Genomic DNA, 23,864 nt, shown 5'->3' on the forward strand with positions numbered 1-23,864 from the left:
ACCGGACCGGTGCCCAACTCCCGGTCGTGCGCGCCGCAGGTCATGAATCGCGCTCGGAAGGCGGCCGGTGAGCAGTTCCGCGGGATACGGGTGGTCCTATGTCGACCAGGAGGCCGAGCGCCGCCGGCAGTTGCGCGCCCGCCTCGCCGCCGAGGCGCAGCGGGCCGAGAACCTGCGCCGGGCCGAGGCGCGGCGGGCGGAGCTGCGGGCCCGGTTGGGCGAGCTGAACGAGCAGGCCCAGGGGCTGCGCGGCGAGGCCGGGCAGCTGCGGCGCGCGTACCGCACGGCCCGGGTCACGGTGGAGACGGTGACCGTCGGGGCCGGGGCGGAGGAGGCCGAGCTGACGCGGGCGGTCGAGCGGGCCCGGGCGGCGAACGCGCGGGCCGCCCAGGAGCTGGCCGAGGCGGTGCGGGACGTGTGGTCGGCGGTGCTGCCGGAGGCGGTGGCCGAACCGGAGCGCCCGCGCCCGACCCGTGCCGAGACGCGTCGTGGCGCCGGAGAGGCGAGGGCGGCGGCCGAGGCCGCCGCCGAGCTTGCCCGGGCCGAGCAGGCCGACCGCGTCGAGCGGGTCCGGGCCGGCGCGCTCGCCGAGGCGCAGGCGGTCCTGGACCGCGACGTACCCCGCTGCGACCCGGCCGACCTGGAACGGGTGGCGGGACTGGTCCGCGCGCTCAGGGCGGCCGCCACAGTCCCCGAGGTGCGGGCCACGCTCACCGACCTCGCCGCCCTGGTCCAGCACTCGGTCGGGCGCCGCGCCCGCGACGAGGAGCGGGCCGAACTACTGGCCTCCCTGGCCGAGTTGGTGCTGGAGGCGGAGCCGGCCGAGCGGGACCGACTGCTCGCCGACCTCGCCGCCGCCGAGGATCCGGCCTTCCTGCGGCCCGCCGTGGAGGCGGCCGTCGCGCGGGCCGACGCCCGCCGCAACCGGGTGCCGGTGGCGGCGGTGCTCGCCGAGGTGCTGTGCGAGCGGGGCTACCTGGTCGGCGAGGACTTCGAGGACCTGCTCGCCGCCGAGGGCGAGGTGGTGGTGCCGTTCGGCGACCCGGATCCGGACCGGGCCGGAGCGGCCGGGGGCGGTCGGGTCGAGAGCGGTAGGGCCGAAGACGGTCGGGCCGAGGACGGTCGGGTCGGGGACGGTCGGGTCGGGGAAGGAGAGGCCGAGGGGGGCGGTGAGCCGCCGGCCGCCGGGTACGGGCTGCGTCTGGTGCTGGCCCCGGACCGGGCCACCCTCTCCACGGCGGTGGTCCGCCGGGAGGACTCCGGGACCGGTGACGCCTGGCAGGACGAGGAGCAGGACGAGAGCGTCCAGCAGTGGTTCTGCGACGAGCAGTTGCCCGGGATCGAGGAGGCCGTCCGGCAGCGGGGCGTGCGGCTGGAGCGGACGTCCGCGATGGCGCCGGGTGCGATGGCCGCGGGCCTCGTCCCCGGCGGGTCCTGGCCGCAGCCGCCGTCCGCCGCGACCCCGCGCCGCCGCCGGTCGAAGCGCTCCGGCGACGCCGGGGCGGCCGCCGTCCGCAAGCCGCAGGAGCGCGGCCGTGAGCGCTGAGCAGCAGGGGGACGGGCCGGCCGGCCTGCGCAAGGACGCGCCGCCGTCCGGCTCCGACACCGCCCAGGGCGGCGCCGATGCCCGCCCGGCGACGCCCAGTTGGATCCGCGAGCTGGACATGGCGCTCACCGTCCACCCGCAGGTGCTGCTGACCGGGAACGTCCGCGACCAGTACCTGCTGCCCGACGACCACGCGGCCGGCAGCAGCGCCACCCTCGCGCCGTACAGCCTCGGCGGGGTGATCGAGTCGCTCTGCACCGCCCGGGGTTACGGCGCGCTCGCCTTCCTCGACCAGGTGCACGAGCGGATCACGCTGCTGCGACTGAGTGCGACCATAGACCAAGTACCGGCAGTGCTGAGGGAGTTCGCCGAGCGAGACGAGAAGTGGCGGCGCGGCCGGGACGGCCAGGGCGCGGACGGCGCGGAGGACGAGGACGAGCCGGAGATGCTGGACCGGGTGCGCGACGCGATGGTGGGCGTCGTCCACCACCCCGGCCCGCCGGTCGGACTCGTCGTCCCCTACTCCGGCCGGCTCGGCTCGCCGCAGGCGCCCGTCGCCGGGGAGGCCGCCCGGCTGTTCGCGGCCGCCGAGGAACTGGGCCACACCGCCCGGCCGGTGCAGGGCGCGAGCGCCGTCACGCCGTACAACACGGTGTTCTGGGTGGTGGAACGGCAGGAGGAGCTGCCCCGGGAGTTCGCGGTCGGCAGCCGTGCGGTGCGGGTGATCAGCGTCCCGCAGCCGCCGCACGACCAGCGGCTCGCCGCCGCCCGGCACGTGGTCGGCGGGCTCGCCCGCTACCAGGCGGCGACCGGCGGACCGGCCCTCACCGACGCCGAGACCGCGGCGGCGGCCAAGGCGCTCGCCGACTCCTCGCACGGCATGGGAAGTTCGGAGGTGATGGCGATCGGCCGGATGGCCCTGGACCGGAACCTGCCGGTGCAGCGGCTGGACGAAGCGGCCCGCCTCTACCGGATCGGTGTGCTCGACAACCCGTGGGCGACCGCCGAACTGCGCGAACGCATCGCCACGGGTGAGGAGTTCCTCAACGGCAAGGTGATCGGCCAGCCGTACGCGGTGCGCCGCACCCTGGAGATCTTCATGCGCTCGGCGGCCGGGCTGAACGGCGCGCAGGCGTCCAGCTCGCCCACCCGGCCGCGCGGCACCCTGTTCCTCTCCGGCCCGACCGGCGTCGGCAAGACCGAACTCGCCAAGGGCGTCGCCGAGATGATCCTCGGCAAGGACGCCAGGCCGATCCGCTTCGACATGAGCGAGTTCGCCGAGGAGCACGCCCGGGACCGGCTGATCGGCGCCCCGCCCGGATTCGTCGGCCACGACGCCGGCGGTGAACTCACCAACGCCGTCCGGGCCAACCCGATGAGCGTGCTGCTCTTCGACGAGATCGACAAGGCGAACCCCAGGTTGTTCGACCTCTTCCTGCAGATCCTGGAGGACGGCCGGCTCACCGACGGCCGGGGCGCCACCGTCTACTTCACCGAGTGCGTTCTGATCTTCACCTCGAACCTCGGCATCACGGCCTCCGTGCTGGGCGAGCCGCCGACGGGCGAGGCGGGCGCCGGGGACACGGACGGCAGCACCGGCGCCACGGAGGTCGCCCCCCGCGCCAACCGGCGCCAACTGAGCCGCCACGACGATCCGACGCTGGTCCGGCAGAGCCTGCGGGAGGCCTTCGACGCCTTCTTCAACGACAGCATCAAACGCCCCGAGCTGCGCAACCGCTTCGGTGACAACTTCATCCCGATGGACTTCATGCAGGAGAAGTGGGTGCCGCAGATCCTCGACAAGGCCATTGCCTCCGTCGCGGGCCGCGTGCGGGACGCCCACGGCGCCGAACTCACCCTCGCCGACGATGCGTGGGAGGTGCTGCGGGTCGAGGCGACCCGGCGGCTGGACCACGGCGGCCGAGGAGTGCTGACCGCCGTCGAGTCGGCGCTGGTCAACCCGCTCGCCAGGGAGGTCTTCCGGACCCCGCCCCGCCGGGGCGAGCGGCTCCAGGTGGTCGCGATCGAGGGCGACGGGGACGGCGAGGGCTACCGGCTGGAGGTCGAGCGGTGGCAGGGCTGAGTGCGGACGGCGGCAGCCCGGCCGCTGCGGCTGCCGCGTGCGATGCCGCTGCCGGGACCGCCGTCGCTGACACCGCTGACACCGCTGGCACCGCTGATGCCGCTGATACTGCTGACGCCGCCGCCCCGACCGTCGTGGCCCGCGTCGGCCAGGTCTACCGGCCGGTGACCTCGCTCGGGCCCGGCCGACGGCTCGGCGTCTGGTTCCAGGGCTGCACCCTGGCCTGCCCGGGCTGCATGTCCCGGCACACCTGGCCGGCCACCGGAGGACGGGAGCTGACCGTCGAGCGGTTCGCCGCACTGTGGCGGGCGGCACTCGCCGACGGCCTGGACGGCCTCACCGTCAGCGGCGGCGAACCGCTGGAGCAGCCGGCCGCCCTCGCCGCGCTGCTCGCCGCCGCCGACGCCGAGCGCCGCCGCGCGGGGCACCAGGCCGACCTGCTGGTGTACACCGGCTGGGAACCGGAGGAACTGGCCGCCGACCCGGCCACCGCCGCCGCGCTGGACGGCGCGGACGCGGTGATCACCGGCCGCTACCGGGCCGGGCAGCCCACCCGGCTCGCCTGGCGCGGCTCGGCCAACCAGCGGCTGACCACCCGTACGGCGCTCGGCCGGGAGCGCTACGCGCCCTACCTGGAGCACCGGCCGGAGCGGCCCGAGCTCCAGGTACGGGTGAGCGAGGGCGAGGTCCGGGTGATCGGGGTGCCGCGCCCCGGAGACCTGGGCCGGATCGAACGCGACCTGGTCCGACGCGGCGTGACCCTCCGGGAGACTTCGTGGCGACCGTGATCTACCGCTGCCCGGTGGGAGCGCCGGGGGAGTGCCCGCCCTCCGCCACCCGGGGGTACTGCCAGGTGCACATGTTCCAGCAGCTGGAGCGCCACGACCCGGCCGAGGACCTCCCGCCCGCCGGGACCCCGGCCGGGACTCCGACCGGGACCCCGGCCGACACCCCGCCCGCGCCCGGGACGGCGGCGGCCACCGACCCGGAGGCCGCGACCCGCCCGGCGCGCCCGCCCCGACCGACGCAACCGCCCGAGCCGCAGCGGCCGTCCGGCCCACGACCGCAGCAGCACCAGCAGCGGCCACAGCCGCGACCCGGCCGCCCGCCGGTGGCCCGGCTGGCCCTGGTCGTCGCCGGGGTGCTGCTGCCCGTCCGCGCCGAACACCGGCGCGGGGGCGGCGGACTGGCGATCGGCCGCGACGAGCCCGACTGCGCGGCGATCCCCGGCCTGCCCGGCCTCGACCAGCTCTCCCGGCACCACGCCCGGCTGCGCTGGATCGACGGCGCGCTGTACGTCGAGGATCTGCGGTCGACCAACGGCACCTTCGTGGACGGCCGACGGATCGAGGAGCCGACCCGGATCGGACCGGGGTGCCGGTTGAGGTTCGCGCTGGACCTGGACGTCCAGGTGGTCGAGATCGACGAGTTCGGCGCGCCCCGGTGAGCCGGGGCCGTGAGGAGGAGAACGGCGCGATGGCCGACACACCGCCGGAGCCCGGCCCGCCCACCCGCGTCCAGCGGCCCGGCCGGGCCGCTGGGAAGGGGCAGGAGCGGGGACAGGGGCAGGGGCGCCGCCCGACGCCTGACGCGCCCGGCGGCACCTCCGCCGAGAGCCCGCGCACCCGGCTCCAACGCGGCTCCGGCACGCCGCCGCCCGGCGGTGGCACCGATACCCCCGCCGAGAGCCCTCGCACCCGCGTCCAGGACCCCGCCGGTTCCACCCGCGGCGACACCGTCCCCGGCCCGCGCACCCGCGTCCAGCGCCCGGGCGGCCCGGTTCCGCCCAGGACCCCCGCCGAACCGTCGAGCACCGCCACCCCGCCCGCCGCCACCCCGCCCGCCGCCACCGCCCCAGCCACCGACCCCACCGCCGACTTCCCCACCGCCCTCACCGACCGCTACCGCCCCGTCGGCGAGGCCGGCGTCGGCAGCGAGGGCACCGTCTGGCACGTCCGCCGCGCCGACGCCGGTGCCGACGCCGACGCCGGTGCCGACGGCCGCGACAACAGAGGCAACGGAGGCAACAGAGGCAGCAGGGGCAGCAGGGGCACCGGCGGCACCGGCGGCACCGGCGGCGACGCGGCCGTGAAGGTCGGCAACCCGGGTGTGCGGGCGGACACCGAACTCCTCGCCCACCTCGCCGGCGACCCGCTCTTCCGCCGCCACGTCCCCGAGATCCTCGGCCACGGTCAGGTCGAGCACGCGGGCGCGCTCCGCGACTGGCTGGCGATGGAGTACCTCCCCACCACCCTCACCGACCACGTCGCCACGCTTCGGGGGCAGGGCCGCCTCGGCCGCCGCGGCGAGACCGAGCGGATCATCCGCGAACTCGTCGACCTGCTGGAGTTCTGGCAGGTGAGGATCAAGCGCAACCCGGTCGACTTCAAGCCCGCCAACATCCTGGTCCGCCCGGGCGGCCGGAACGGCGGCTCCGCCCCCGAGTTCGTGGTGGCCGACTTCGGCGGTGTGGCCAAGCTCACCGCCAGCCGTCGCTTCTCCACGGAGATGCAGGTCACCGTCGCCTACATGGCGCCGGAACAACTCGCCGGCAGCAACGACCCGGCCGGGCCGTGGTGGGCGCTCGGCACCATCCTCTACGAGGTGTTCACCGGCGCGAGCCGCTACCGCCGGGCGGACGGGGGCCTGGTCAGCGACGAGGCCCTGCAGTACCGGCTGGTGATGGACGACGAGGTGGACCTCACCGCCGTCGCCGAGGAGCGCCACCGGCTGCTGCTCCAGGGCCTCTTCACCAAGGACCCGGCCGACCGGTGGACGGCCCCGCAGGTCCGGGCCTGGCTGAACGGCGAGAGCCCGGAGGTGGTCCGCAGCCGGGTCGTCCCGCCGACTGCCGGCCCGACCCCGCCGCCCGGGCCCAAGCACCGTCCGATCGCGTTCCGGGGCGAGGACTTCCACGAACCGGCGGCGCTCGCCGGGGCGCTGCTCAAGTGCTCCGCGGACGCGGCGGCCTGGCTGGTGAGCGGTGGCGCCCGGCGGCTGCGCGACTGGCTCCGGGACGAGGTCAAGGACACCGTCCTCGACCTGCACTACCTCAAGGACGTCGAACGCGGCACCTCCGCCGAGAAGTCGGCGGCGGCCTCCCGGGCCGTGCTGGCCCTCGGCGCCGCGTTCACTCCCGAGTCGGTCCCGTACGCGCGGGACCGCCGGGTGGACGTGGCCGGGCTGGTGGAGCTGGCGAAGCGGCCGGACGCGCCGACCGTGGTCGACGAGCTGGTCACGGCCGGGCTGCTCGCACTCGCCGCCCGCTTCCACTGCGGCCACCCGGCCTGCCCGGAGCGGGCCTGCGCCCGGCTGCTCGGGCTCACCGGGCTCGCCGCGGTGCTGGACCGGGTCGAGCGCGAAGCCCGCACCCTCGGCAACGCCAACAACGGCAACAACGCCAACAACGGCAACAACGGCAACAACGCCAACGGCGACGGCCGCCTCACCGCCGCCGAACGCAAGTCCGCCCGCGGCTGGATCCTGCTGCTCACCCTCCAGCCGGACGGGCAGCGGCGCGTCCTGGTCCGCCGCCTCTCCGCCCTGCCCGGCCCGCTGGGCGCCCTGCCCGCGCCGGTCCACTCGACCGTGACCGCCGTCGCCGACGGCGCGGGCGCGGTGGCGGCGCGGGTGCGCGGCGGCGGCCGGGAGCGGTTCCGTCGAAACTGGTCGGAGCTGCGGCGCCGGGCGCTCACCGCCGACCCGGCGACGGCCGACGGGCGGGGCGTGCTCGCCGCCGCGGCCGTGCTCCAGGTGCGGAGCGTGCGTTCCGGCGGCGCACGGCGCGGCCGGAACCGGGGGGCGTGGAAGGCGGATCTGCGCGCCTGGTGGAGCGGGGCGCGGAGGGCACTGCCCCGGCGCGCGGTCGCCGGCATGCTGCTGTTCCTCTGCCTCGCCATCACGCTCTGGGCGGGCGCGGTCTGGCGGATCTCCGTCGACGCCGGGGCGGGCGCCGCCGTGGCGCCCGGCGGCGCGTTCGGCGGCCCGCTGCGGACGGCGGGCGAGGTCGCCGCGCGGGCGACGGCCGGTCAGCTCGGCGCCGCCCTGGTCGCCGCGGCCGCGGTGGCCGCGTTCCCGGTCCGGATCGGGCGCCGGATCCTGTTCCTCGCCGTCGCCGCCTCCTTCACCATCGGCTATCTGCACCTCGGGCCCCCGATGACCGTGCTCAAGCCGCCGCAGCCGGTGATCGACCGGGTGGTCATGTTCGAGGGCGGGACGGCGAGTTGGGCGGGCGTGGACGCGGCGGCGGCCGTCGTCCTGGCGCTGGTCCTCAACGGCCGCTCGGTGCGCTGGCTGCTCACCCCGGCGCACGAGGCCGCGCAGCGGGCGGCCGGCGACCGCCGCAACCTCGCGACCCGCCGCCGCGCCCGGGCCACCGGCACCGGCGCGGCCGGGGGCCGGCGTCCCGGCCGTGCCGGCCCCCGGGACCGGCTGCTGTTCTGGCTCGGCGGGACGCTGGTGCTGGCGCTGGTCCTCTGGGCGGCGGTCGAAGTCCGGCTGGCGGTGGTCCACCGCGACCACCACCCGACCCCGGAGTCCTGGGGCACCGGCCAGGCGGGCGCCGCCTACCAGGCCGACTACCTCCTCCTGCTGGCCTTCCTCACCCTCGTCGCGTCGGCCGCCGTCCCGCGCGCGGCCCGCCGCCTGCTGGCCGCCGCCGCGGTCGGCACGGCGGTCCTCGGCGCCTGGCCCCCGCCGCTGGGCCCGCTGGAGGCGCTGCGCATCCCCGTCCTGGGCCCGTGGTTCCGCGCGCTCGCCGAGCTCTGGGGCCACGCCGCCTTCTGGGCGGCGCTCCTGGTGGTGCTCCCGCTCGCGTGCTACCTGGCCGTCTGGACCTCCCGCCGGATCGGCGAGTAGGAAGTCGGCCGGTCCGACCTCCCGCGCCGGAGCCCCGCTCCTCCCGGACCCGCTGTCCGGGAGGAGCGGGGGCACGCGTGGCGGTACCGGGCTACGGGCAGATGCGGCCGGGGCGGCACTCGGGGTCGGCGTCGGCGGGACGGTAGTTGGACCACCACAGCGCCCGCTGGTTGTAGTAGACGACCAGGTTGCCGCCGTTCTGGACGGCGAGGTAGGCGCCCGGGTGGCCGGCGGTGCGGCTCTCCCACAGGGGACGCCAGGCGGCGTCGTAGGCGGTGAGGTTCCCGTCGGCCTGGACGTAGAAGTACGAGCCGAGGCCGTAGGTGCCGACGGCCGTCCAGATCGGGACGTTGTTCTTGTAGAGCACCACGTGGCCGTCGTACTGCTGGAACAGCACGGTGCTGCCGTCCGGCGAGGACCAGCTCTGGCCCGGGCTCAGGCCGGCGGTGGCGCGGATGACGGTCTGGTCGGCGTTCGACACGGTCGACACCGCGGCTGCGGCTCCGGCGGGGCCGCTCGCGGCCGGGGCGCCGCCGGCGGCCTGGGCGGGACCGCCCAGCAGGCCGGCTGCCATCAGCACGGCACCGGCCGCGACACCGGCGCGGGGGACGAGGGATCTCGCGATTCTCATGACGTACACACTCCCGAAGTCGTACCTGCCTGGGCCCGGCCAGTCTCACCGCGCCCGCCGCGCCCGGGCAAAGCCCTTCGACGTCCCTCGAATCCGGGCGCCCGGCGGCGGGGCGGGTGACCGCTGCGCCGATTCCTGCAAGCGCTGTGGGCACTGGTCCGTGCCGGCATCGTTACGCGAGTCACGCTCGCCCGTACCAGGGCCGCGGCGTCCATCACCGGCACCCGGTAAGCGCCTTCGACTGGACCAATCACGTCCTCGCCTGCTCACTGTGCAACAGCCACCTCAAGAAGGCCGTCTTCCCGCTCGACCCCGACGGGAAGCCGCTGCTCATCGACCCCACGGCCGAGGACCCGACACCGCACCTGCGGCTGGTCCTGGCGGTCGGCCAGTACCACCCGCTCACCCCCGGGGGCCGGGCCCCATCGACCTGCTCGACCTGAACCGAGGCCTGCTGGCCAAGGGCCGGGCGCACGCCTGCCACGTCACCAAGGCCTGAATTGCCCAGTGGGCCGACGCCACCGCGAAGAGGGACCACGACGAGGCCGCCCACCGGGCCGCTGCCGTCAACGAGCAGCCGATGGCCGACGTCGTCCAGGCCATGCTGCACCAGGCCCTTGACCCCGCCGCCGAGATCATCTTCGATGACGACCCCCAATTCCTCGACCACCTCCGCAGACCCAGGCCGCCTGCCCACCTGGCTGCGCCTCAATGGACGCACCCGCCGACCCCCCCCACCAACGCCGATAACGCCTTCATCAGCTACCTCAACGCCCTCGTCCTACCCGCCCTGCGCTCCACCCCCCCTCCCCCCGCCATCGGCTTCGTCCATGCCGACACCGACCGCCGCCGCAACACTCTCGCCCTCGCCCTCGCCGAACCAGTCAAACCCCTCTTCTCCGAACGCCTCCTACGACGAGCCGCCAGCCAGCAACGCTTCAAACGCGACGACTTTGAGACGGACGTCGGCCGCGCCTCCCTCAGCACCGACGGCCGGAAGAAGATCGCCGCCCTCGTCCGCGACGAACTCGCCACCACCGTCTACCACCGCACCCCCAACGGCAGGTCAGCTACGAGAAACTCATCGACCTCGAAGCCCTCAAAAAACTCGTCCGCCTCTGCCTGGAGGACACCTCTACAAGCCCTTCCGACCCTGGTGGTAACCACATTAGCCTTGGAGAGTTGGCAACACGATCGGTAAGGCCACGGATCAGGCGACCCGGCCGTGGCGGGGAATTTGTTCATCCATCCGGGAATCCGCGTGTCGCCGATCGCGAACCGGTCGCCTCGTCAGCGCAGAAACGGGCCCTGATTCGCGGGAAACGGGCATGCCAGTGGAACCTGAGGCGTCTTCCGTCGCGACGGGCCGCACGTTTATCGGGTGTCAGCTGTGAGCCGTGAATCCCGGGTACTTGTCGGACCCGGAGGCCGGAGCGGCTCGAAACGCTGAGCCGACCTCAGGGGTGCCTTTTTTGGGGGGCATCGGCAGCAGGGCGAGTAGGCGTGCCGAGCTCATGGCATCCGGGCCCGGCTGCCGCCCCGGCGATCGGAACGGCAGCCGGATCCGCATCTGCTACGAGGGGAGTGAGCCGCTGAGCTGGAGGGTCGTGTGGTCGGACGCCACACTCAGGGAGGTGGTCACCTCCCCGTCCGTCCGGCGCGGGACCATGGGCGAGACCTGGGTGGACTGCCCGTACGCCGCGAACTGGCTCTGGACCCAGGATTTCCGCTCGTCACCGGCGTGGCCGTCCAGGCTGAGGTCGAAGCCCTGCGCCAGGGTGGCTGCCATCGCCGCGGACGGTGCCCCGTTCGCGGCGAGGACGATGTTCCTGGGTCGGCCGTCCCCGTCGGCCTGGATCATGACGATCAAGTTGTACGCCTCGGGAAACTCCTTCAGCGCCTCGTACCGGACGTGGCCGGGCAGCCCGGCGCTGACGGCTCGGACCTGCTGGACGTGGAACTCCAGCCCCCACTGCTGCTTCAGCCGTTCGGCCACGGTGTCGGCCTTGGGGCCCGGGAGGGCCGAACCTCGCCAGTGAGGCGTCTGCTCAGCCATCGGCACCGCTTCCGGCGGCTGGACAGCCGTCGGCCGGGCCCCGGTCCCCGGCAAGGGCACGGCCGGGGTGGGAACGGCGGTCGGCCGCTCGCCGGCCGGTGCGGCCGGCTCGGCTCCCGGACCGGCCGCCGAGCCGGCCGCCGAGGAAGCCGCTGGACTGGCCGCCGACGAGGCCGGACCGGAGGCGCCGTTCGCCGGTGACGACACTGTGCCTGACACCTGTCGGGTTTCCCCGGCCGCCGCGTTCGGCGGCTTCGTGCCGGAGGAGGAGCACCCGGCGATCGGGAGCGCCACCACCAGAAGCAGGGTTGACAGCGCCACCGGGGACCGGCGCCTTCGGTACGTCACGTGATCAGCCTCTCGGATGCCGGCCGGGAAGGGTGTCGACCCGGCTGGTGGGTTGCGGTCAGTGAGCGCGGAGCTCCCTGCCCGGTCGGGACGTGTCGGGTCAGGGCGTGAAGGCGACCGCGTCGATCGCGATGTCCGGCCCGCTGAAGCCGCCCGCATCAACGAGGTTACTCGCTTGGACTCGAGCGCCGGAGCACAACAGCACTGTTCCGGTGCCGAGTTGGTACCAGCCCTGCCCCGCCGTCTTGCTCTGGGACTGGTCCAGGTAGTAGGTGCTCGGGATGAGCCCCTGCCCCATCGTGCCGCAGCCCGAGTAGATGTAGTAGGGCACGTTGGTCGCCTGCGCCCCGTGGGTGGGGAGGTGGATGAAGATCTTGTAGGCGGGCAGCGTCAGTTCGGGCGTCCAGGTCGCCACGACCTTGTGCGAGATGTTCTTCGGGATCTGGGGAGGCGACTTGTACCAGCCGTAGTTCACGTACTGCGGCTGCGTGACGGTCCCGTTGTCGTAGGTGTGGGTGAAGTACATCCGGCCGCCGTAGCCGGCGCCGAACTGGTGCAGATCGATCTGGGCCAGGTAGGCGGCGTGGGAGTAGTTGTCGCCTGTGCGCAGGGTGAACTTGCTCTCGTCGTCCTGGATCCGCCCGTTGCAACTGTAAGCGTTCTTCGCCGGGCTGAGCTGGGTGTACACCACCCTGGTCTGGGCCGCGTCCCAGGTCGACGGCAGTGTGCAGTCCGGCTTGGGGTAGCGCGCGACCATCGCGGGTTCCGGGTCCGACGTCGTGTAGGCGAGCCGCTGGATGCTCGCGTTCACGTCCATTGGGGCGCCGATCCAGGAGACCGCGGGTCCGTGCCACCAGCAGGTGCTGTTCAGTGCCGGGCACCCGGTGCCGGGGGTGCAGTTGTTCCCGGAGCCGCAGAACAGTCCGTAGTTGGTGGACAGGTTGAGTGAGTGCAGGTACGAGTAGGTGGGCTGGAGGTAGGCCATCGCGCCCTTGTAGTCGTTCTGTGGGCGCTCCGCCCAGCCGAGCACCCGCTCCTGGTACGGCCACTGCGAGGGCTTCGCGGCGTCCGCGTAGGAGGCCCGCAGGAAGGGTTGGCGGTTGGCCGGGTAGATCGGGTTGGACGGGTTGTTGCGGTAGCCCAGCCCCCAGCCGTTCGGATCGCCGCCCTGCAGGTAGAAGCCGGAATTGTAGGCCCAGAGAGCCAGGTACCAGTTCTCGATGTACCGGGGGTCACCCCCGTTGGGCAGCAGGCCGACCGTGCGCAGCTGCTCCCATTTGCCTTCGAGCATCTGCAGGGCCGCCGCAATGTTGGCGGCGTAGTCCGTCGCGATCGCGGTCTTCTGCGCCGCGGTCCAGGTCGTCGTGTCGGTGGCGGTCATGCCGGTCGTGATCTGGCCGATGCCGTAGCCGCAGTCCGCGTTGCTGTAGTTGATGGCGACCGGAACGGTCCGGCCTGCGGCGGCGTCGGCGCTGCTCCGTAGCAGGTTGTCGTTGCCGTAGTAGACACCGGTCAGTGGGTTCCCCGCGTCGCCGGCCACCGCGTGCCAGGTCGCCTGAGACAGGTTGCTCTCCTGCGCGATCAGGCCGAGCAGTACCTGCGCGGGGACCAGACCCTTCTCCTTCTGCGCTCCAAGGCCGGGCTCGGGGAACATCCCCTGCGGTGTGTACGCCGGCTGTCCGGTGCCCAAGTAGTTCGCCGGGCGTTGGACGTTCAAGCTGTTGGTGACGGCCCTGTCCACCGCCCACTGGACCATGGCCGGGGTCGGCTGCAGCGCCTGGGCGTTCGGGTCGTTCCGCTTCACGGCGCACTTGGGGGTGGCCCACTTGGCCTCGGTGGCCGGATCCGTGCTCACCAGGCCGCCGGTGACGTCGCCCCAGGTGGAGCCGTCCTCCGAGGTGAGCGCGGCGACGCTCTCGGGAGCGCCGTCCGCCGCCGTGGCCTCCGGCGCGGCATTCCCCTCGGCACCGGCCGTCGTGCCGCCGACCCCGCCGGTCAGCAGGGTCGGTGCGTCCGGGTCGGTGGTCACGGTCCCGCTGGAGCGGGCCCCGCTGTGCACCGCGCGCACGCTCGCCTTGACCTGCCGCGCGGCCGCGTCGAGCGGTTCGCCGTGCGCGGCCACCCGGTTGGCCCAGGCCGGTTCGATGCTCTCGGCCAGCAGGTGGCCCTGCTGGGACACCGCCGCGACCTGCTGGTCGGCGGGCAGTGCGGCCGGGGTGCCGGGGGCGTCCCTCTTCAGGCCGGCGACGTCGCCGACGAAGGCGCTGCGGCCGTCGCCGAGCCGGAAGAGCTGCAGCCGGTCCAGCGGGGCGTCGCCCAGGCCGGTCAGCCCATCGGGCGACCAGTGCTCGGCGACCGCGCGCTTCTCCTTGGCGGATATCAGGTCGAGTCCGCCGTCGGGCGCGGCGTTCAGTGCGAAGACGGCGCCCGCGGGCTTGACCACCGGGGCGGTCCGCCCGTCGGAGCCGATCTTCACCACCGAGCCGCTGGCCACACCGTAGTCACCGGTCCTGGAGGGGGTGAGGTTGGTGATCTGCTCCTCGCTCCGGACCGTGCCGGTGACCTTGGCGGTGCCGGCGTCCACGGTGAGCACCTCGGTGGTCTTGCCCTCCGGCCCGCTGTAGCGGCTCAGCAGGACGCGGTCGCCGGCGCCGCAGGCGGGCGAAAAATAGGCCAGGGAGACGCCGGAAGTGACGTTCCGGGCCTGGCCGGTGACGGTGTCGACCACGGCGGCGTAGCCGCCCTGTTCGAGCCCCTCGGCGCGGTTGGCGACCGCGGTCGGCGCGTAGACGGCGACGGCGTACCGGCCGGAGCCGGTGACGCAGACGTTACCGCTCCACCTGCCGCCCTCGGCCAGTGGCCCGGTCAGTGTCGCCAGGGTCTCCCAGGTGAAGGCCTTGTTCTCCGGAGCGCGGTAGAGGTGGAAGCCGTTCTCGTCACCGACCCCGGTCACGAGGACGTCCTTGGACTTCTTCCAGTCCCGGCCCAGCTTGTCGTCCGGGGCGGGAACGGCCGCGTTGGCCGGGGCTGTGTTCGGCGCCGGCGCCGAGGGCTGGGCGGCGGCCTGTGGCAGCACCGCGGCGGCGAGGGCCGCCGTCAGGGCGGTGGCGGTCAGAGCGCGGTGCGGCCGCCGGAGCGCGGCACGGTAGGGGTTTCGTGTCATCAGAACCACAGCCCGCAGATCGATCCGAGGTTGTCGTCGCCGCCGGTGGGGCTGGGCACGAACCAGCGGGCGCGGTCCTCCGGGCCGTACTGGTCGCAGACCCGGACGGACTTGTGCCAGTCCCGCATCTTGCTCCACGCCATGTAGGGGTAGCTCGCGCGGAACTCGTACCCGACGGTGGTCCCCTTGGCGTTCTCGATGCCGCCGTCCCCGGAAATGGACCAGAGGTAGGCGTACGCGTAGTTGCTGCCCTGGAGCACCTGTACCTCTGCCCAGGTCGCTCCGCAGGCGCGCGAGCGCATCAACTTGACGGCGGCATTCTGACCGTTCACCGTCTGGAGTACTTCCTCGTCCTCGCGGCAGCCGGAGGCGTCCGGGTCACCGCCCTCGCAGGTGCTGTACTTGCACGACGCCGTCGCGTGTGCCGGCGCCGCTGGCAGCAGCGCCGCCGCGAGCAGCGTCGCGCCCACGGCGACTCGCGCCATGGCACGTAAGGTCCTCATCCTTCGTCCTTCGGGTCTGGTCCACGGTTTGCCGCCCGGCGGCGGCCTGGGACCGGCGCCGCGCGAAACCACGTTCGGACAAGCGGCACGGATACCTGCGACAGAACCGATCCATCGTCGTCGAACACCGACGCCCCAGGGAGGATCGACTACACATCTTCACCAAGTGGTGATCGACTCCGCAAGGAGTTCTTTTAGCCATGATCACCTCACCTTTTCCATTTCGTTTGCTGACGAATGGACCTTTTCGGAAGAGCTATCCGGTCGGTCGGAAAAGAGACGGGATGATCACTAGAAATCGAGGCATGTGCGGCCATGACCCGCCATGTCGCCCAACGGAACGCGCCGTCCCCCGGACGGATCCGGGGGACGGCCCGGCTGGTCGGGAGGCGGTGGTCAGTCGATCGACGGGAAGGTCACGTGCTCGCCGAAGCGGATCAGGAAGCGCCAGGACTCCTTGCGCTTCGAGCTCGTGGGCAGGACGTCGACCCTGATCCCGTGCTCCAGCACGATCCGCAGGTCGCCCTCGGGCGCCCGCTCGACCGACTGCACCCGCGGGGCCATCCGGCCGAGGAACTCCCGGAGCACCTCGGCACCGGTGTCGAACTGGAGTCGCTCGTCCTCGCCCTGGGGCGGGACGCCCGTGCGGGCCGGCACCAGGTCGTCGGAGCCGAGGAAGACCTTCTCGTGCTGGACGAGCCGGAACGGGCACTGGGCGTGGACGGCGAACTCACTGCCCGTCGACACCTCCCCGGAGGCGCCCAGCGGGTGCGTGACCGTCCCGCCGAAGTCGACAACACCGATGTCCCCGAACCGGTAGACGTCCACGCACGGTTGGCCGACCAGCCGTTGGACGAGGTCCTTCCCGTCGGTCATTGGCATCCGAACGCTTCTTCAGTCGGACGAGCAGCTCGGTCGGGCTGGCACAAGGCGTCCGACTCCCGGTAATGGGGACCGGCGACTCGGCGGGCTTCCACATCCTGCGCGAGAACGCGCTCGGCGAAATCGCCTGTGGACCGGCTACGTGTGCGCCACCGGCTCCGGCCGGTACGCGGCCGCAGTCTACGTCCCGTCCATGGCGGCCAACAAGCCGGCGATGATGCAGAAGGATGCGTTCGCCGCAGGGGTGATCCGACCACCGGCGAGGTGACCAAGGACGTCGCCGGGGCGGAGCTTGCGGACTTCTCCCCGGGTGCGGAAGCACCGACAACGTGGTGTTCACCCGGAGCGACGTCGGAGACGACGGCCGTGGCGACACGACGGTGTACGACGTGTCGGCGGCCATCGGCAAGGTGTTCAGGAGCAGCACGGTGAAGGGCCGGTTCACCGGCCGGGCGTTCGCGCTCGCCCCGTCGAAGGACGGCACCGCCCCGCTGGGATCGGTCGACCTCTTCCCGCAGGCGGACGGCGACCCGGCCGCGGGCGACGTCAAGGACATCGATGTGTCGGTCCGATGACCGGCGACCAGCTGACCGGATCGGTCGAGCGGCGCCATGAAGCCGACGCCGCTCGACGACGGACCGCGCTGGCCCCCGGGGGGACTGGGGACCAGCGGGGCCGGCTGGTGCTGGTACGGGACGGATCAGTCTGCTGGCGGGAAGGTCAGGTGTCCGTCGGACCGGGCTCCCGGGTGGCGTTCAGGTTCACCAGGACGCCGTCCCGCCAGAATACCGCCGGCTCTTCTCCCGAGGTCCACACGGGGATCCGCGGCGCCGTGTAGGCGACGAAGTACTCCGCGTCCGGCCGGGGCGCATGCCCGGCCGGCCGGGCGAGTGCATCGAGCACCTCCCCGGTGACGGGGTATCCGCCCGCGTAGACGTCCTCGTCGTCCGGGAGGGAGAGCAGGGCGCGTACCTTCTCGCCGTTGACCGAGGTCAGGGCGATCTCTTCGATCAGCTCCTCCGTGCTGCGCGAGAAGCACTCCAGGTACCACATCTACTTCTCCACCTTGCGCTTTTTGTCCGCGGGCTTGGTCTGTTCGCCGGTGTCGGGATCGTATTCACCCAGATGCTTGCCCTTCTTATCGTACTTCTCCACGGCTCCGTGTTGGGAGTCCCACTCGTAGATGCAGCCGTCCTTGTCCTTCCAGCGCTTCCGCAGCCCCCCGCCGTTCTTGACCGGGGTCTTTCGGGGGACCAGCTTGGCGTCAGGGAAGGCGGGCAGGTTCGCGGGCGGCGGCACGTACGCGGCGGTGGAGTTGGTCGAGTTGTACGAGTCCACCATCGACGAGACCTGGTTGATCCGGTCGTTGATGGCCGAAGCCACGTAGTAGACCGCCACGGTCACGGCGACCGCCACGACCACGGCGACCGCGACCTCGGGCAGGCTCAGGCCCGCCGCGACCCCGCCCAGGACGGCCAGGAACCCCCACTTCCCGCTGGGGTCGATCTTGTTGAGCGGGTTGTTGTAGGCGTATCCGTAGGTGCTGTTGGTCTGCTTGACATCCGGGTCGACGCTGAGGAACTGCGCGGTGCCGGGGTCGTAGTACCGGGCACGAAGGTAGATCAGGCTGGTCTCGGCGTCGGAGTACTGGCCTTGGAACTGGAGCGCACTCGCGGCAGTGCCGGTATGTCCGCTCGTCGTGCCGTACGGGGTGTAGCTGTAGGTGCCGGCGACCGCACCGGCGGCATCGGTCAACGCGCGGGTGGAACCGAGCTGGTCGTGGAAGAACCACTGCGTGCCGCCGGCCGTGATCTGCTCGACGGGAACCCCGTGCGGGCCGTAGATGTAGCTGGTCGACCCGTCGAAGAGCAGATTGGGGTCGTCCTGCGAATCCCACACGAAGGACGTGGTGGATCCTCCGGCCGTCTTCGACGAGCGGAGTCCGTTCCCGTCGTAGCCGTAGGTGCTGGTGGTGCCGTTCACGGTCGCCGAGGTGAGGCGGTTCGCCATATCGTAGGCGTAGGCCGTGGTCCCGGCACTCGACGTGCTACCGGTGCGGTTGCCCCGCGTGTCGAAGGAGTAGGACGTTGCTCCGGGGGCGCTGGTTCCGCACACCGGGTTGCCGGGGGCGGTTCCGGCCACCGACCAGCAGAGCTGGTTGGCCGCGTCGAAGACCTGCTTCGTGTCGCCGACCTGGACCGGGTTGTCGGCCGCGTCGTAGGCGAACGCGGTGGCGGCCGATCCCGCGGTGGTGGCCGATGTGAGCTGCTTCAGGGAGTTGTAGCCGAAGGTCCGGGATCCACCCGGCACGCCGACCGGGGTCTCCGAGCTGAGCTGCCCCGCGGCGTCGCGGGTGTAGGTCAGGGCCGCGAGCGTGCTCGTGCCCTTGGCGAGCGTGTCCGACGCGGGCTGCCCGGCGTCGTCCCGGACGGTGGTGGCGACGGTTCCGTTGGGATAGGTGGTCGAGGTCTGCAGGCTGTCGGCGTTGTAGCCGAAGGCGGTGGTCTTCCCGTTCCAGTCCTGGAGGCTGGTCTGGCGGTTGGCCTTGTCGAACGTGCGGCTGACGGTGTGCCCGGCCGCGCCGGGGTAGGTCGTGGTGACCTGGTTCCCGTTGGCGTCGTAGGTGTAGCCGACGACCGCTCCGGCGCCGTTGGTCTGGGAGGCCGGTTCCCCGAACGGGGTGTAGGTCCGGGTGCTCGTCCCCGAGCCGTCGACCATCGAGGTCTGGTGCCCCGTCTCGTCGTAGCCGATCTGTGTGACGTTCGGGGTGGTGCCGTCGGAGTAGCTGACGGATGTGGGGAGGCCGACGGGGTTGTAGGTGTAGGTGGTGACCTGGTTCGCCTGGTCGGTGAGGGTCAGCAGGTTGCCGGCCGCGTCGTACCTGGCCGTGGTTTTCCGGCCGAGCGGGTCGGTCCGGGTGGTCTGCCGCAGCTGTCCGTCGTAGCCGTAGAGGGTCTCCGAGTTCCGGCCGTCCACCGTCTTCGCGACTGTTCCGTCCGGGTTGTAGACGGTCGTGATCACCGTCGAGTCCGGCCGCGTGACGGAGGTCCTCCGACCCAGCGGGTCATAGGCGTAGGTCGTCGTGCGATTGTTGGCGTCGGTGGTCGACGTCTCGTCGCCGTCGGCATTGAAGGTGCCGGAGGTGGAGTGTCCGAGCGGGTCGGTGACCTTGCTGAGGTTGCCCCACACGTCGTAGGAGTACGCGGTGCAGCCCTTGGCCGGCGGGGCGCAGCCAGGCGTGGTCCCCGCGGCGACACCGACCGGTAACACCACGGAGGTCAGCTTCCCGCGGCCCAGGTCGTAGCCGTATTTCGTCTGGTTGTTCTCGGGGTCGGTGCTGCTGACGACATTGCCGGCGCTGTCGTAGGTGTTGCTGCTGGTGTTGCCGCGGGCATCGACGGCGCGGGTGCCGTCGGCCGGGTGCGCGCTGTCGTCGTAGTAGAGGTTCGCCTGGCGGGCGGCCGTGGAGCCCTCCTTGGGCTGCCGGGTGACGCTGGTGAGCAGGCCGAAGCCGCTTCCGGTGGCCGCGATGTGGCCCGGCTCGTCATAGCCGTAGGTGGTCCGGAGCCCGCCTCCGTCGACGGTGGATATCAGGTTGTCATTGCCGTCGTACGCGTTGGCCGTGGTGAAGCCGCGGGCGTCGCTGGCCGAGGTCTGGTTGCCGTGGTCGTCGTAGCTGAAGGTCTGCAGGTTGCCGAGCGGGTCGGCGATGCTGGTGATGCCAAGGCTGATCGGGTCGTAGGTGTAGGTGGCGGCCCCGGCGTCCGTGGTGCCGTAGCCCTTGGTCTCGGACTGGAGCAGGCCGTTCTGATAGGTGTACAGCGTCTTGTGGCCGGCCGGGTCGGTGACCAGGGTCTGGCCGGCAGCCAGGTTGGCGCCGCTGTCGGGGCCGTAGGTGAAGGTGGTGGCTCCGCCGAGCTGGTCGGTCTGGACCAGGACCCGCTGGGCGGCGTCGTAGGTCATCGAGACGGCCGACGCGGGGGTGGCAGTGGAACCGTACTGGGTGGGCCAACGCATCGAGTTGAGCAGGTGGTTGGCGGTGTAGCCGTACTGGAAGTGGTCGTCGTCCTTGACCACCGGGGTGCGGGTGGTGCCGACCCCGAGCACGTCGGTGAGGTTGCCGGCGGCGTCGTAGCCGTAGCTCACCTGGCGTCCGGAGCCGTCGGCGAGGCCCGTGATGTGGCTGCCGGTCCAGGTGAGGGTGTAGCTGCGCCCGCCGGGGTCGGTGATCGTGCTGAGGTGGCCGGCGCCGTCGTAGCCGAGGGTGGTGGCGTAGGGCGGTGAGGCCTTGCTGCCGGCGAGGTCGGTTTCGCGGAGCAGCCGTCCGGTGGCGGTGTCGAAGGTGAAGACCTCCTTCGACTTGCGGGTGAAGGTGTAGCTCGTGCCGTTCTTCGTCAGTGTCGCGTTGAACCGCGGCGCCGACGGCGCGTAGGTGCCCGCGTTGTTGAGGAAGGCGACCTGGGAGCCGTCCTCCTGGCGGACCGTGATGTTGCCGGTGGCCGGGTCGGTGACGGTGCTCAGGTTGTAGGAGTGGGTCCAGCCCCAGCCGAACGGCCCGTCCGAGGCGAGGGCGCCGGCCGGGCCGGCAGGGTCGGCGACGGCGGAGGCGTAGGTGCGGGTGAAGTCGAGCGGCTTGCCGCGGCCCGGGGTGGTGAGGTCGGTGAAGGTCTCACCGAAGTAGCCGGTGCTGGTGTCGACCGGGTCGCCGGCGGTGCGGCGCACGCAGCCGCACTGCACCCACGAGGGATTGCTGCCCTTGGGCGCGTCCTTGATCCCTGGCGGGCCGCCGATCGGCTGGCCGGGAGTACCGCCCATCGGGACGAACGCGACCGCGTCGTAGGCGACGTCGTAGTCGGCGTAGTTGATGTTCCCGGCGCCGGTGACCTCGCTCTTGTTGGTGAGCTGGAGGGTGCCGCCGTTCTGCATCGCGAAGGTGCCGATGGTGACCCATTCCTCGGATCCCCAGTTCTGGTTCACCCGGATCTTCCAGGGGGCCGCGCCGCCGCCGGGGTTGACGGTGTAGACGACATTGGTGGCGGTGGCCGCCGTCGAGGGGAGATGGATCTTGATCTTGTAGTACTGGAGCTTGGGCAGGTTCGGGGTCCAGGTCCCGATGTTGATCAGGTCCGGGTTGGAGCCGTCCTCGGTGTGGGTGAACAGGATGTGGCCGCCGAAGCCGACGCCCAGTTGATGGGTGTCGATCGCGCCGATCTTGTCACCGGCGGCGTTGGTGCCGTACCCGTAGGTGAAGGTGCCGCCCTGCGACCAGTTGGACGGCGCGCCGCAGCCCACCAGGTTGAGCGGTGGCTGGGTCTGCCCCTCGTCGACGACGATCGGAGCACCGTAGCCGGCGTTGCCGACCTTCGAGGAGTCCAGCGTGCAGGTCGGCGGGTGCGGGTGCGGCATCACCATGGCCGGTTCCGTCGAGCCGGCGCCGACGGTGTAGGCACTGGTCGCGCAGGTGGTGGCGCAGTCGGGAATGAACGTGACGGCTTGGTGCCACCAGCACTGGGAGCTGGCCAGCGTGCAGAACTTGGGGTTCGCGGCCCCGGTGGGGTCACAGTTGTTGTCGGTGGTGCAGAAGGCGGTGACCGGGGGGATCTGGAGCCAGGTCTTGCCGCCGTGGTAGTCGGGCTTGGTGTAGGCGGGCTGGTTGAAGCGCAGGATCGGCTGGCCGATCCAGCCCATGATCCGTTCCTGGTAGGGCCAGTTGCCGGGGTGCGCGGCGTCCGCGTAGGAGTTCTTGAGGTAGGGCGCGCGGGTCGGCGGGTAGTCCGGGTTGCGGGGGTTGTTGGCCCAGCCGAGGCCCCAGTTGCCTTCGGCGCTGGTGCAGGTGGGGCTCGGCACACAGCCGGTGGTGTTGCCGAACGCGGCGGTGGGCTGGATACCGGAGTTGTAGGCCCAGGCGGCCAGGTACCAGTTCTCCAGGTAGCGCGGGTTGCCGCCGTTGACGGTGATGCCGGCGTCGTAGAGCTGGTTCCAGGTCCGCTCCAGGATCTGGAGGCCGGCGGAGACGTTCTCCTGGTAGTCGACGGCGATCTTGGTCTGGCCGTTGACCGAGTAGACGGTGTCGCCCTTGGACATGCCGTTGGTGACCTGGCCGAGGCCGTAGCCGCAGTCGGCCTTGGCGTAGTCCATCTTGGAGATGGAGCCGCCGGCGCCGTAGTAGTCGCCGACCAGCGCGCCGCCCGCGATACCGGGCAGGGCGTGCCAGGAGGCCTGGCTGAAGTTGCTCTCCTGCGCCACGATCGCCTGGTAGACCGAGCGCGGTACGGAGTCGAAGGTGTCGCTCGCGGGGTGCTTGAGCGGGACCCGGGCGAAGTCGCCGTTCGGCGCGTAGGCGGCCAGACCCAGGTTGGCGTACCCGGCCGGGCGGGTGTAGGCGGCGCCGGTCAGCATGCCCTGCTCGGCCATCTGGATGGCCCAGGACGCCTGCGCGGTACCCGGTTGCATCACCTGCCGGTTCTCGGCCAGCCGGTCCACCGCACACTTGGGCGCCGCAGCAGCCAGCGTGGCCGGCGGTGCGGCTGCCGGATCGGCGACGGCGGGGGACTCCCCGGTGCCGCGAGCGGCCGGTCCCTCAGTGGCGGGGGCGTCCTTGTCCGCAGACGCAGTGGAGGGCGACACGGCTCCGGCCGGAGCCGGCGCGAGGGCCGGAACCGCACTCGACACAGACACCGCGGCGGGGTCGGCGGCGTCCCGCTTCAGCAGCGTGTCACCCGCTGTCGCGACGAGAAGCGGGGCCGACACGGCGGTGTCCGGCCCCAGGCCCAGCAGGGCGGCGCCGTCCAGGGACACGTCGGCGGCGCCCAGGGGCAGCTTGCCGGTGGAGACGGAGCGGATGTCGGACTTCTCGGCCAGCTTGGTGGCTCCCAGCGCGACGGACTTCCCGCCCCGGCCCTGCATCAGCCGTAGCGCGTCGCTGGGGCCCTCGCCGAGGGTGGAGAGCTTGCCGTCCCGCTCGTGCATCAGGGCGGAGGTCGGCCGGCCGTCCTTGTGCACGACGAAGTCGACCCCGCCGCCGGTGGCAGGGCGCAGGTCGTGGGCGAGGCCGTCGACCTGCGCGATCCGCACCGGCTCGACGGGGGTCTCGGCAGAGGACGCGGGAAGGCGGACCAGGGAGGCGCCTTGGGCGCCCACCGGGCCGCCGGGGGTCGGGACCACAGACGTCACCTGGCCCACCACGGTGGTGGACTCCTTGATCTCGCCGGTCGGCAGATCGACCGTCAGGACCTGCGTGAGCCGCTGATCGCTTCCGGGGTTGACCGTGAAAGTAGCGGTCTGCCCGGTACCGCAGCCGGGCGAGTGGTACTTGAACGCGACCCCGGAGGCCACTGGCTTCACCACGCCGCTGGACAGGTCGACCGAGTACGCGAGGGCTCCGTGGTCACGGGCCTCGGCCCGGTTGACGGCGCCGGCGGGCAGCACCGCGACGGCGGCGAACCTGCCGTCGCCGGACACGCACTGGTAGCCCGTCCAGGACGCGTCGTCGATACCCGCGGGCCGCAGCAGCGCCACCTCGCGCCACCGGTAGCCGCCGGCGCCGGTGGCCACGTCGATGTGGTAGCCCGAGTCGTCGCCCCAGCCGTTGACCAGGACGTCCTCGGCGGGGCCGAGGACGCCATCGGCCGCGGCGGCCGACGGCTGTTGTGGCGGGGCCGCCGCCTGGGCGGGGCTGGTCGCGGACATCACTCCGGCTATCAGGGCCATGCTGAGGAAAGCCGTCCCTGGTAATCCCAGGAGCGGCCGTTTGCGCAGGGACACGTGGTACCTCTCATTTGCGTTCGATGGACGG

Annotated in this window: 15 protein-coding genes; 8 read left to right on the forward strand and 7 right to left on the reverse strand. The window is 72.5% G+C overall.

All coding sequences use genetic code 11. From position 1 onward, the window contains the following. The first annotated feature begins 67 nt into the window (after positions 1-67). Genes SM793_RS04715 through SM793_RS04735 form a run of 5 tightly spaced genes read left to right on the forward strand, consistent with a single transcriptional unit; the run spans position 68 to position 8,486 of the window. Positions 68-1,546, forward strand: coding sequence for a hypothetical protein (locus SM793_RS04715; protein ID WP_320436719.1), 1,479 nt, complete (start codon positions 68-70; stop codon positions 1,544-1,546). Continuing rightward, positions 1,536-3,629 (forward strand): AAA family ATPase, encoded by a 2,094-nt coding sequence (locus SM793_RS04720; protein ID WP_320436720.1) that lies wholly within the window; start codon positions 1,536-1,538, stop codon positions 3,627-3,629. The genes SM793_RS04715 and SM793_RS04720 overlap by 11 nt, the downstream gene beginning before the upstream one ends. Then, positions 3,617-4,417, forward strand: coding sequence for a 4Fe-4S cluster-binding domain-containing protein (locus tag SM793_RS04725; RefSeq protein ID WP_320436721.1), 801 nt, complete (start codon positions 3,617-3,619; stop codon positions 4,415-4,417). Before SM793_RS04720 ends, SM793_RS04725 begins: the two co-directional genes overlap by 13 nt. Continuing rightward, entirely contained in the window at positions 4,405-5,076 is a 672-nt protein-coding gene (locus SM793_RS04730) for an FHA domain-containing protein (RefSeq protein ID WP_320436722.1), read from the forward strand. The genes SM793_RS04725 and SM793_RS04730 overlap by 13 nt, the downstream gene beginning before the upstream one ends. Positions 5,077-5,105: 29 nt before the next feature. Further along, a complete protein-coding gene (locus SM793_RS04735) occupies positions 5,106-8,486 on the forward strand; it encodes a protein kinase domain-containing protein (protein WP_320436723.1) in 3,381 nt (1,126 codons plus the stop codon). Positions 8,487-8,577: 91 nt separating this feature from the next. On the opposite strand, the gene SM793_RS04740 is transcribed toward SM793_RS04735, so the two are convergent. Further along, a complete protein-coding gene (locus SM793_RS04740) occupies positions 8,578-9,117 on the reverse strand; it encodes a hypothetical protein (RefSeq protein WP_320436724.1) in 540 nt (179 codons plus the stop codon). Between the two features lie 146 nt (positions 9,118-9,263). On the opposite strand from SM793_RS04740, the gene SM793_RS04745 reads away from it, so the two are divergent. Further along, a complete protein-coding gene (locus SM793_RS04745) occupies positions 9,264-9,560 on the forward strand; it encodes a hypothetical protein (protein WP_320436725.1) in 297 nt (98 codons plus the stop codon). Between the two features lie 137 nt (positions 9,561-9,697). After that, positions 9,698-10,318 carry a CRISPR-associated endonuclease Cas1 gene (locus tag SM793_RS04750; protein WP_320436726.1) on the forward strand — a complete coding sequence of 207 codons (621 nt, stop codon included), beginning with the start codon at positions 9,698-9,700 and terminating at the stop codon, positions 10,316-10,318. A gap of 372 nt (positions 10,319-10,690) precedes the next feature. Here SM793_RS04750 and SM793_RS04755 read toward each other — a convergent pair whose 3' ends face one another. The 4 genes from SM793_RS04755 to SM793_RS04770 form a co-directional block, all read right to left on the reverse strand. Further along, positions 10,691-11,173, reverse strand: coding sequence for a hypothetical protein (locus tag SM793_RS04755; RefSeq protein WP_320436727.1), 483 nt, complete (start codon positions 11,171-11,173; stop codon positions 10,691-10,693). 448 nt (positions 11,174-11,621) lie between these two features. Further along, positions 11,622-14,684 carry a hypothetical protein gene (locus tag SM793_RS04760; protein ID WP_320436728.1) on the reverse strand — a complete coding sequence of 1,021 codons (3,063 nt, stop codon included), beginning with the start codon at positions 14,682-14,684 and terminating at the stop codon, positions 11,622-11,624. Continuing rightward, positions 14,684-15,169 carry a DUF2690 domain-containing protein gene (locus SM793_RS04765; RefSeq protein WP_320436729.1) on the reverse strand — a complete coding sequence of 162 codons (486 nt, stop codon included), beginning with the start codon at positions 15,167-15,169 and terminating at the stop codon, positions 14,684-14,686. The genes SM793_RS04760 and SM793_RS04765 overlap by 1 nt, the downstream gene beginning before the upstream one ends. Positions 15,170-15,583: 414 nt before the next feature. Continuing rightward, complete coding sequence (locus SM793_RS04770; RefSeq protein WP_320436730.1) at positions 15,584-16,069, reverse strand: hypothetical protein; 486 nt, start codon at positions 16,067-16,069, stop codon at positions 15,584-15,586. A 329-nt stretch (positions 16,070-16,398) separates the two neighbouring features. On the opposite strand from SM793_RS04770, the gene SM793_RS04775 reads away from it, so the two are divergent. Next, positions 16,399-16,644 (forward strand): hypothetical protein, encoded by a 246-nt coding sequence (locus SM793_RS04775; protein WP_320436731.1) that lies wholly within the window; start codon positions 16,399-16,401, stop codon positions 16,642-16,644. Between the two features lie 145 nt (positions 16,645-16,789). Here SM793_RS04775 and SM793_RS04780 read toward each other — a convergent pair whose 3' ends face one another. Together SM793_RS04780 and SM793_RS04785 are read right to left on the reverse strand one after the other, a co-directional pair. Next, positions 16,790-17,122, reverse strand: a complete 333-nt coding sequence (locus SM793_RS04780; protein ID WP_320436732.1) for a hypothetical protein — start codon at positions 17,120-17,122, stop codon at positions 16,790-16,792. Next, positions 17,123-23,758: a colicin E3/pyocin S6 family cytotoxin gene (locus SM793_RS04785; protein ID WP_320436733.1), complete on the reverse strand. Its 6,636-nt coding sequence runs from the start codon at positions 23,756-23,758 to the stop codon at positions 17,123-17,125. Between the last annotated feature and the right edge of the window lie 106 nt (positions 23,759-23,864).

This window comes from Kitasatospora purpeofusca, assembly GCF_034043715.1.
Taxonomy (GTDB): Bacteria; Actinomycetota; Actinomycetes; order Streptomycetales; family Streptomycetaceae; genus Kitasatospora; species Kitasatospora purpeofusca_A.

Coding starts and splice junctions, on each gene's coding strand:
- SM793_RS04735 (WP_320436723.1), top strand. CDS start 5,106: ATGGCCGACACACCGCCGGAGCCCGGCCCGCCCACCCGCGTCCAGCGG.
- SM793_RS04740 (WP_320436724.1), bottom strand. CDS start 9,117: ATGAGAATCGCGAGATCCCTCGTCCCCCGCGCCGGTGTCGCGGCCGGT.
- SM793_RS04750 (WP_320436726.1), top strand. CDS start 9,698: ATGGCCGACGTCGTCCAGGCCATGCTGCACCAGGCCCTTGACCCCGCC.
- SM793_RS04755 (WP_320436727.1), bottom strand. CDS start 11,173: ATGGCTGAGCAGACGCCTCACTGGCGAGGTTCGGCCCTCCCGGGCCCC.
- SM793_RS04760 (WP_320436728.1), bottom strand. CDS start 14,684: ATGACACGAAACCCCTACCGTGCCGCGCTCCGGCGGCCGCACCGCGCT.
- SM793_RS04765 (WP_320436729.1), bottom strand. CDS start 15,169: ATGGCGCGAGTCGCCGTGGGCGCGACGCTGCTCGCGGCGGCGCTGCTG.
- SM793_RS04770 (WP_320436730.1), bottom strand. CDS start 16,069: ATGCCAATGACCGACGGGAAGGACCTCGTCCAACGGCTGGTCGGCCAA.
- SM793_RS04780 (WP_320436732.1), bottom strand. CDS start 17,122: ATGTGGTACCTGGAGTGCTTCTCGCGCAGCACGGAGGAGCTGATCGAA.
- SM793_RS04785 (WP_320436733.1), bottom strand. CDS start 23,758: ATGTCCGCGACCAGCCCCGCCCAGGCGGCGGCCCCGCCACAACAGCCG.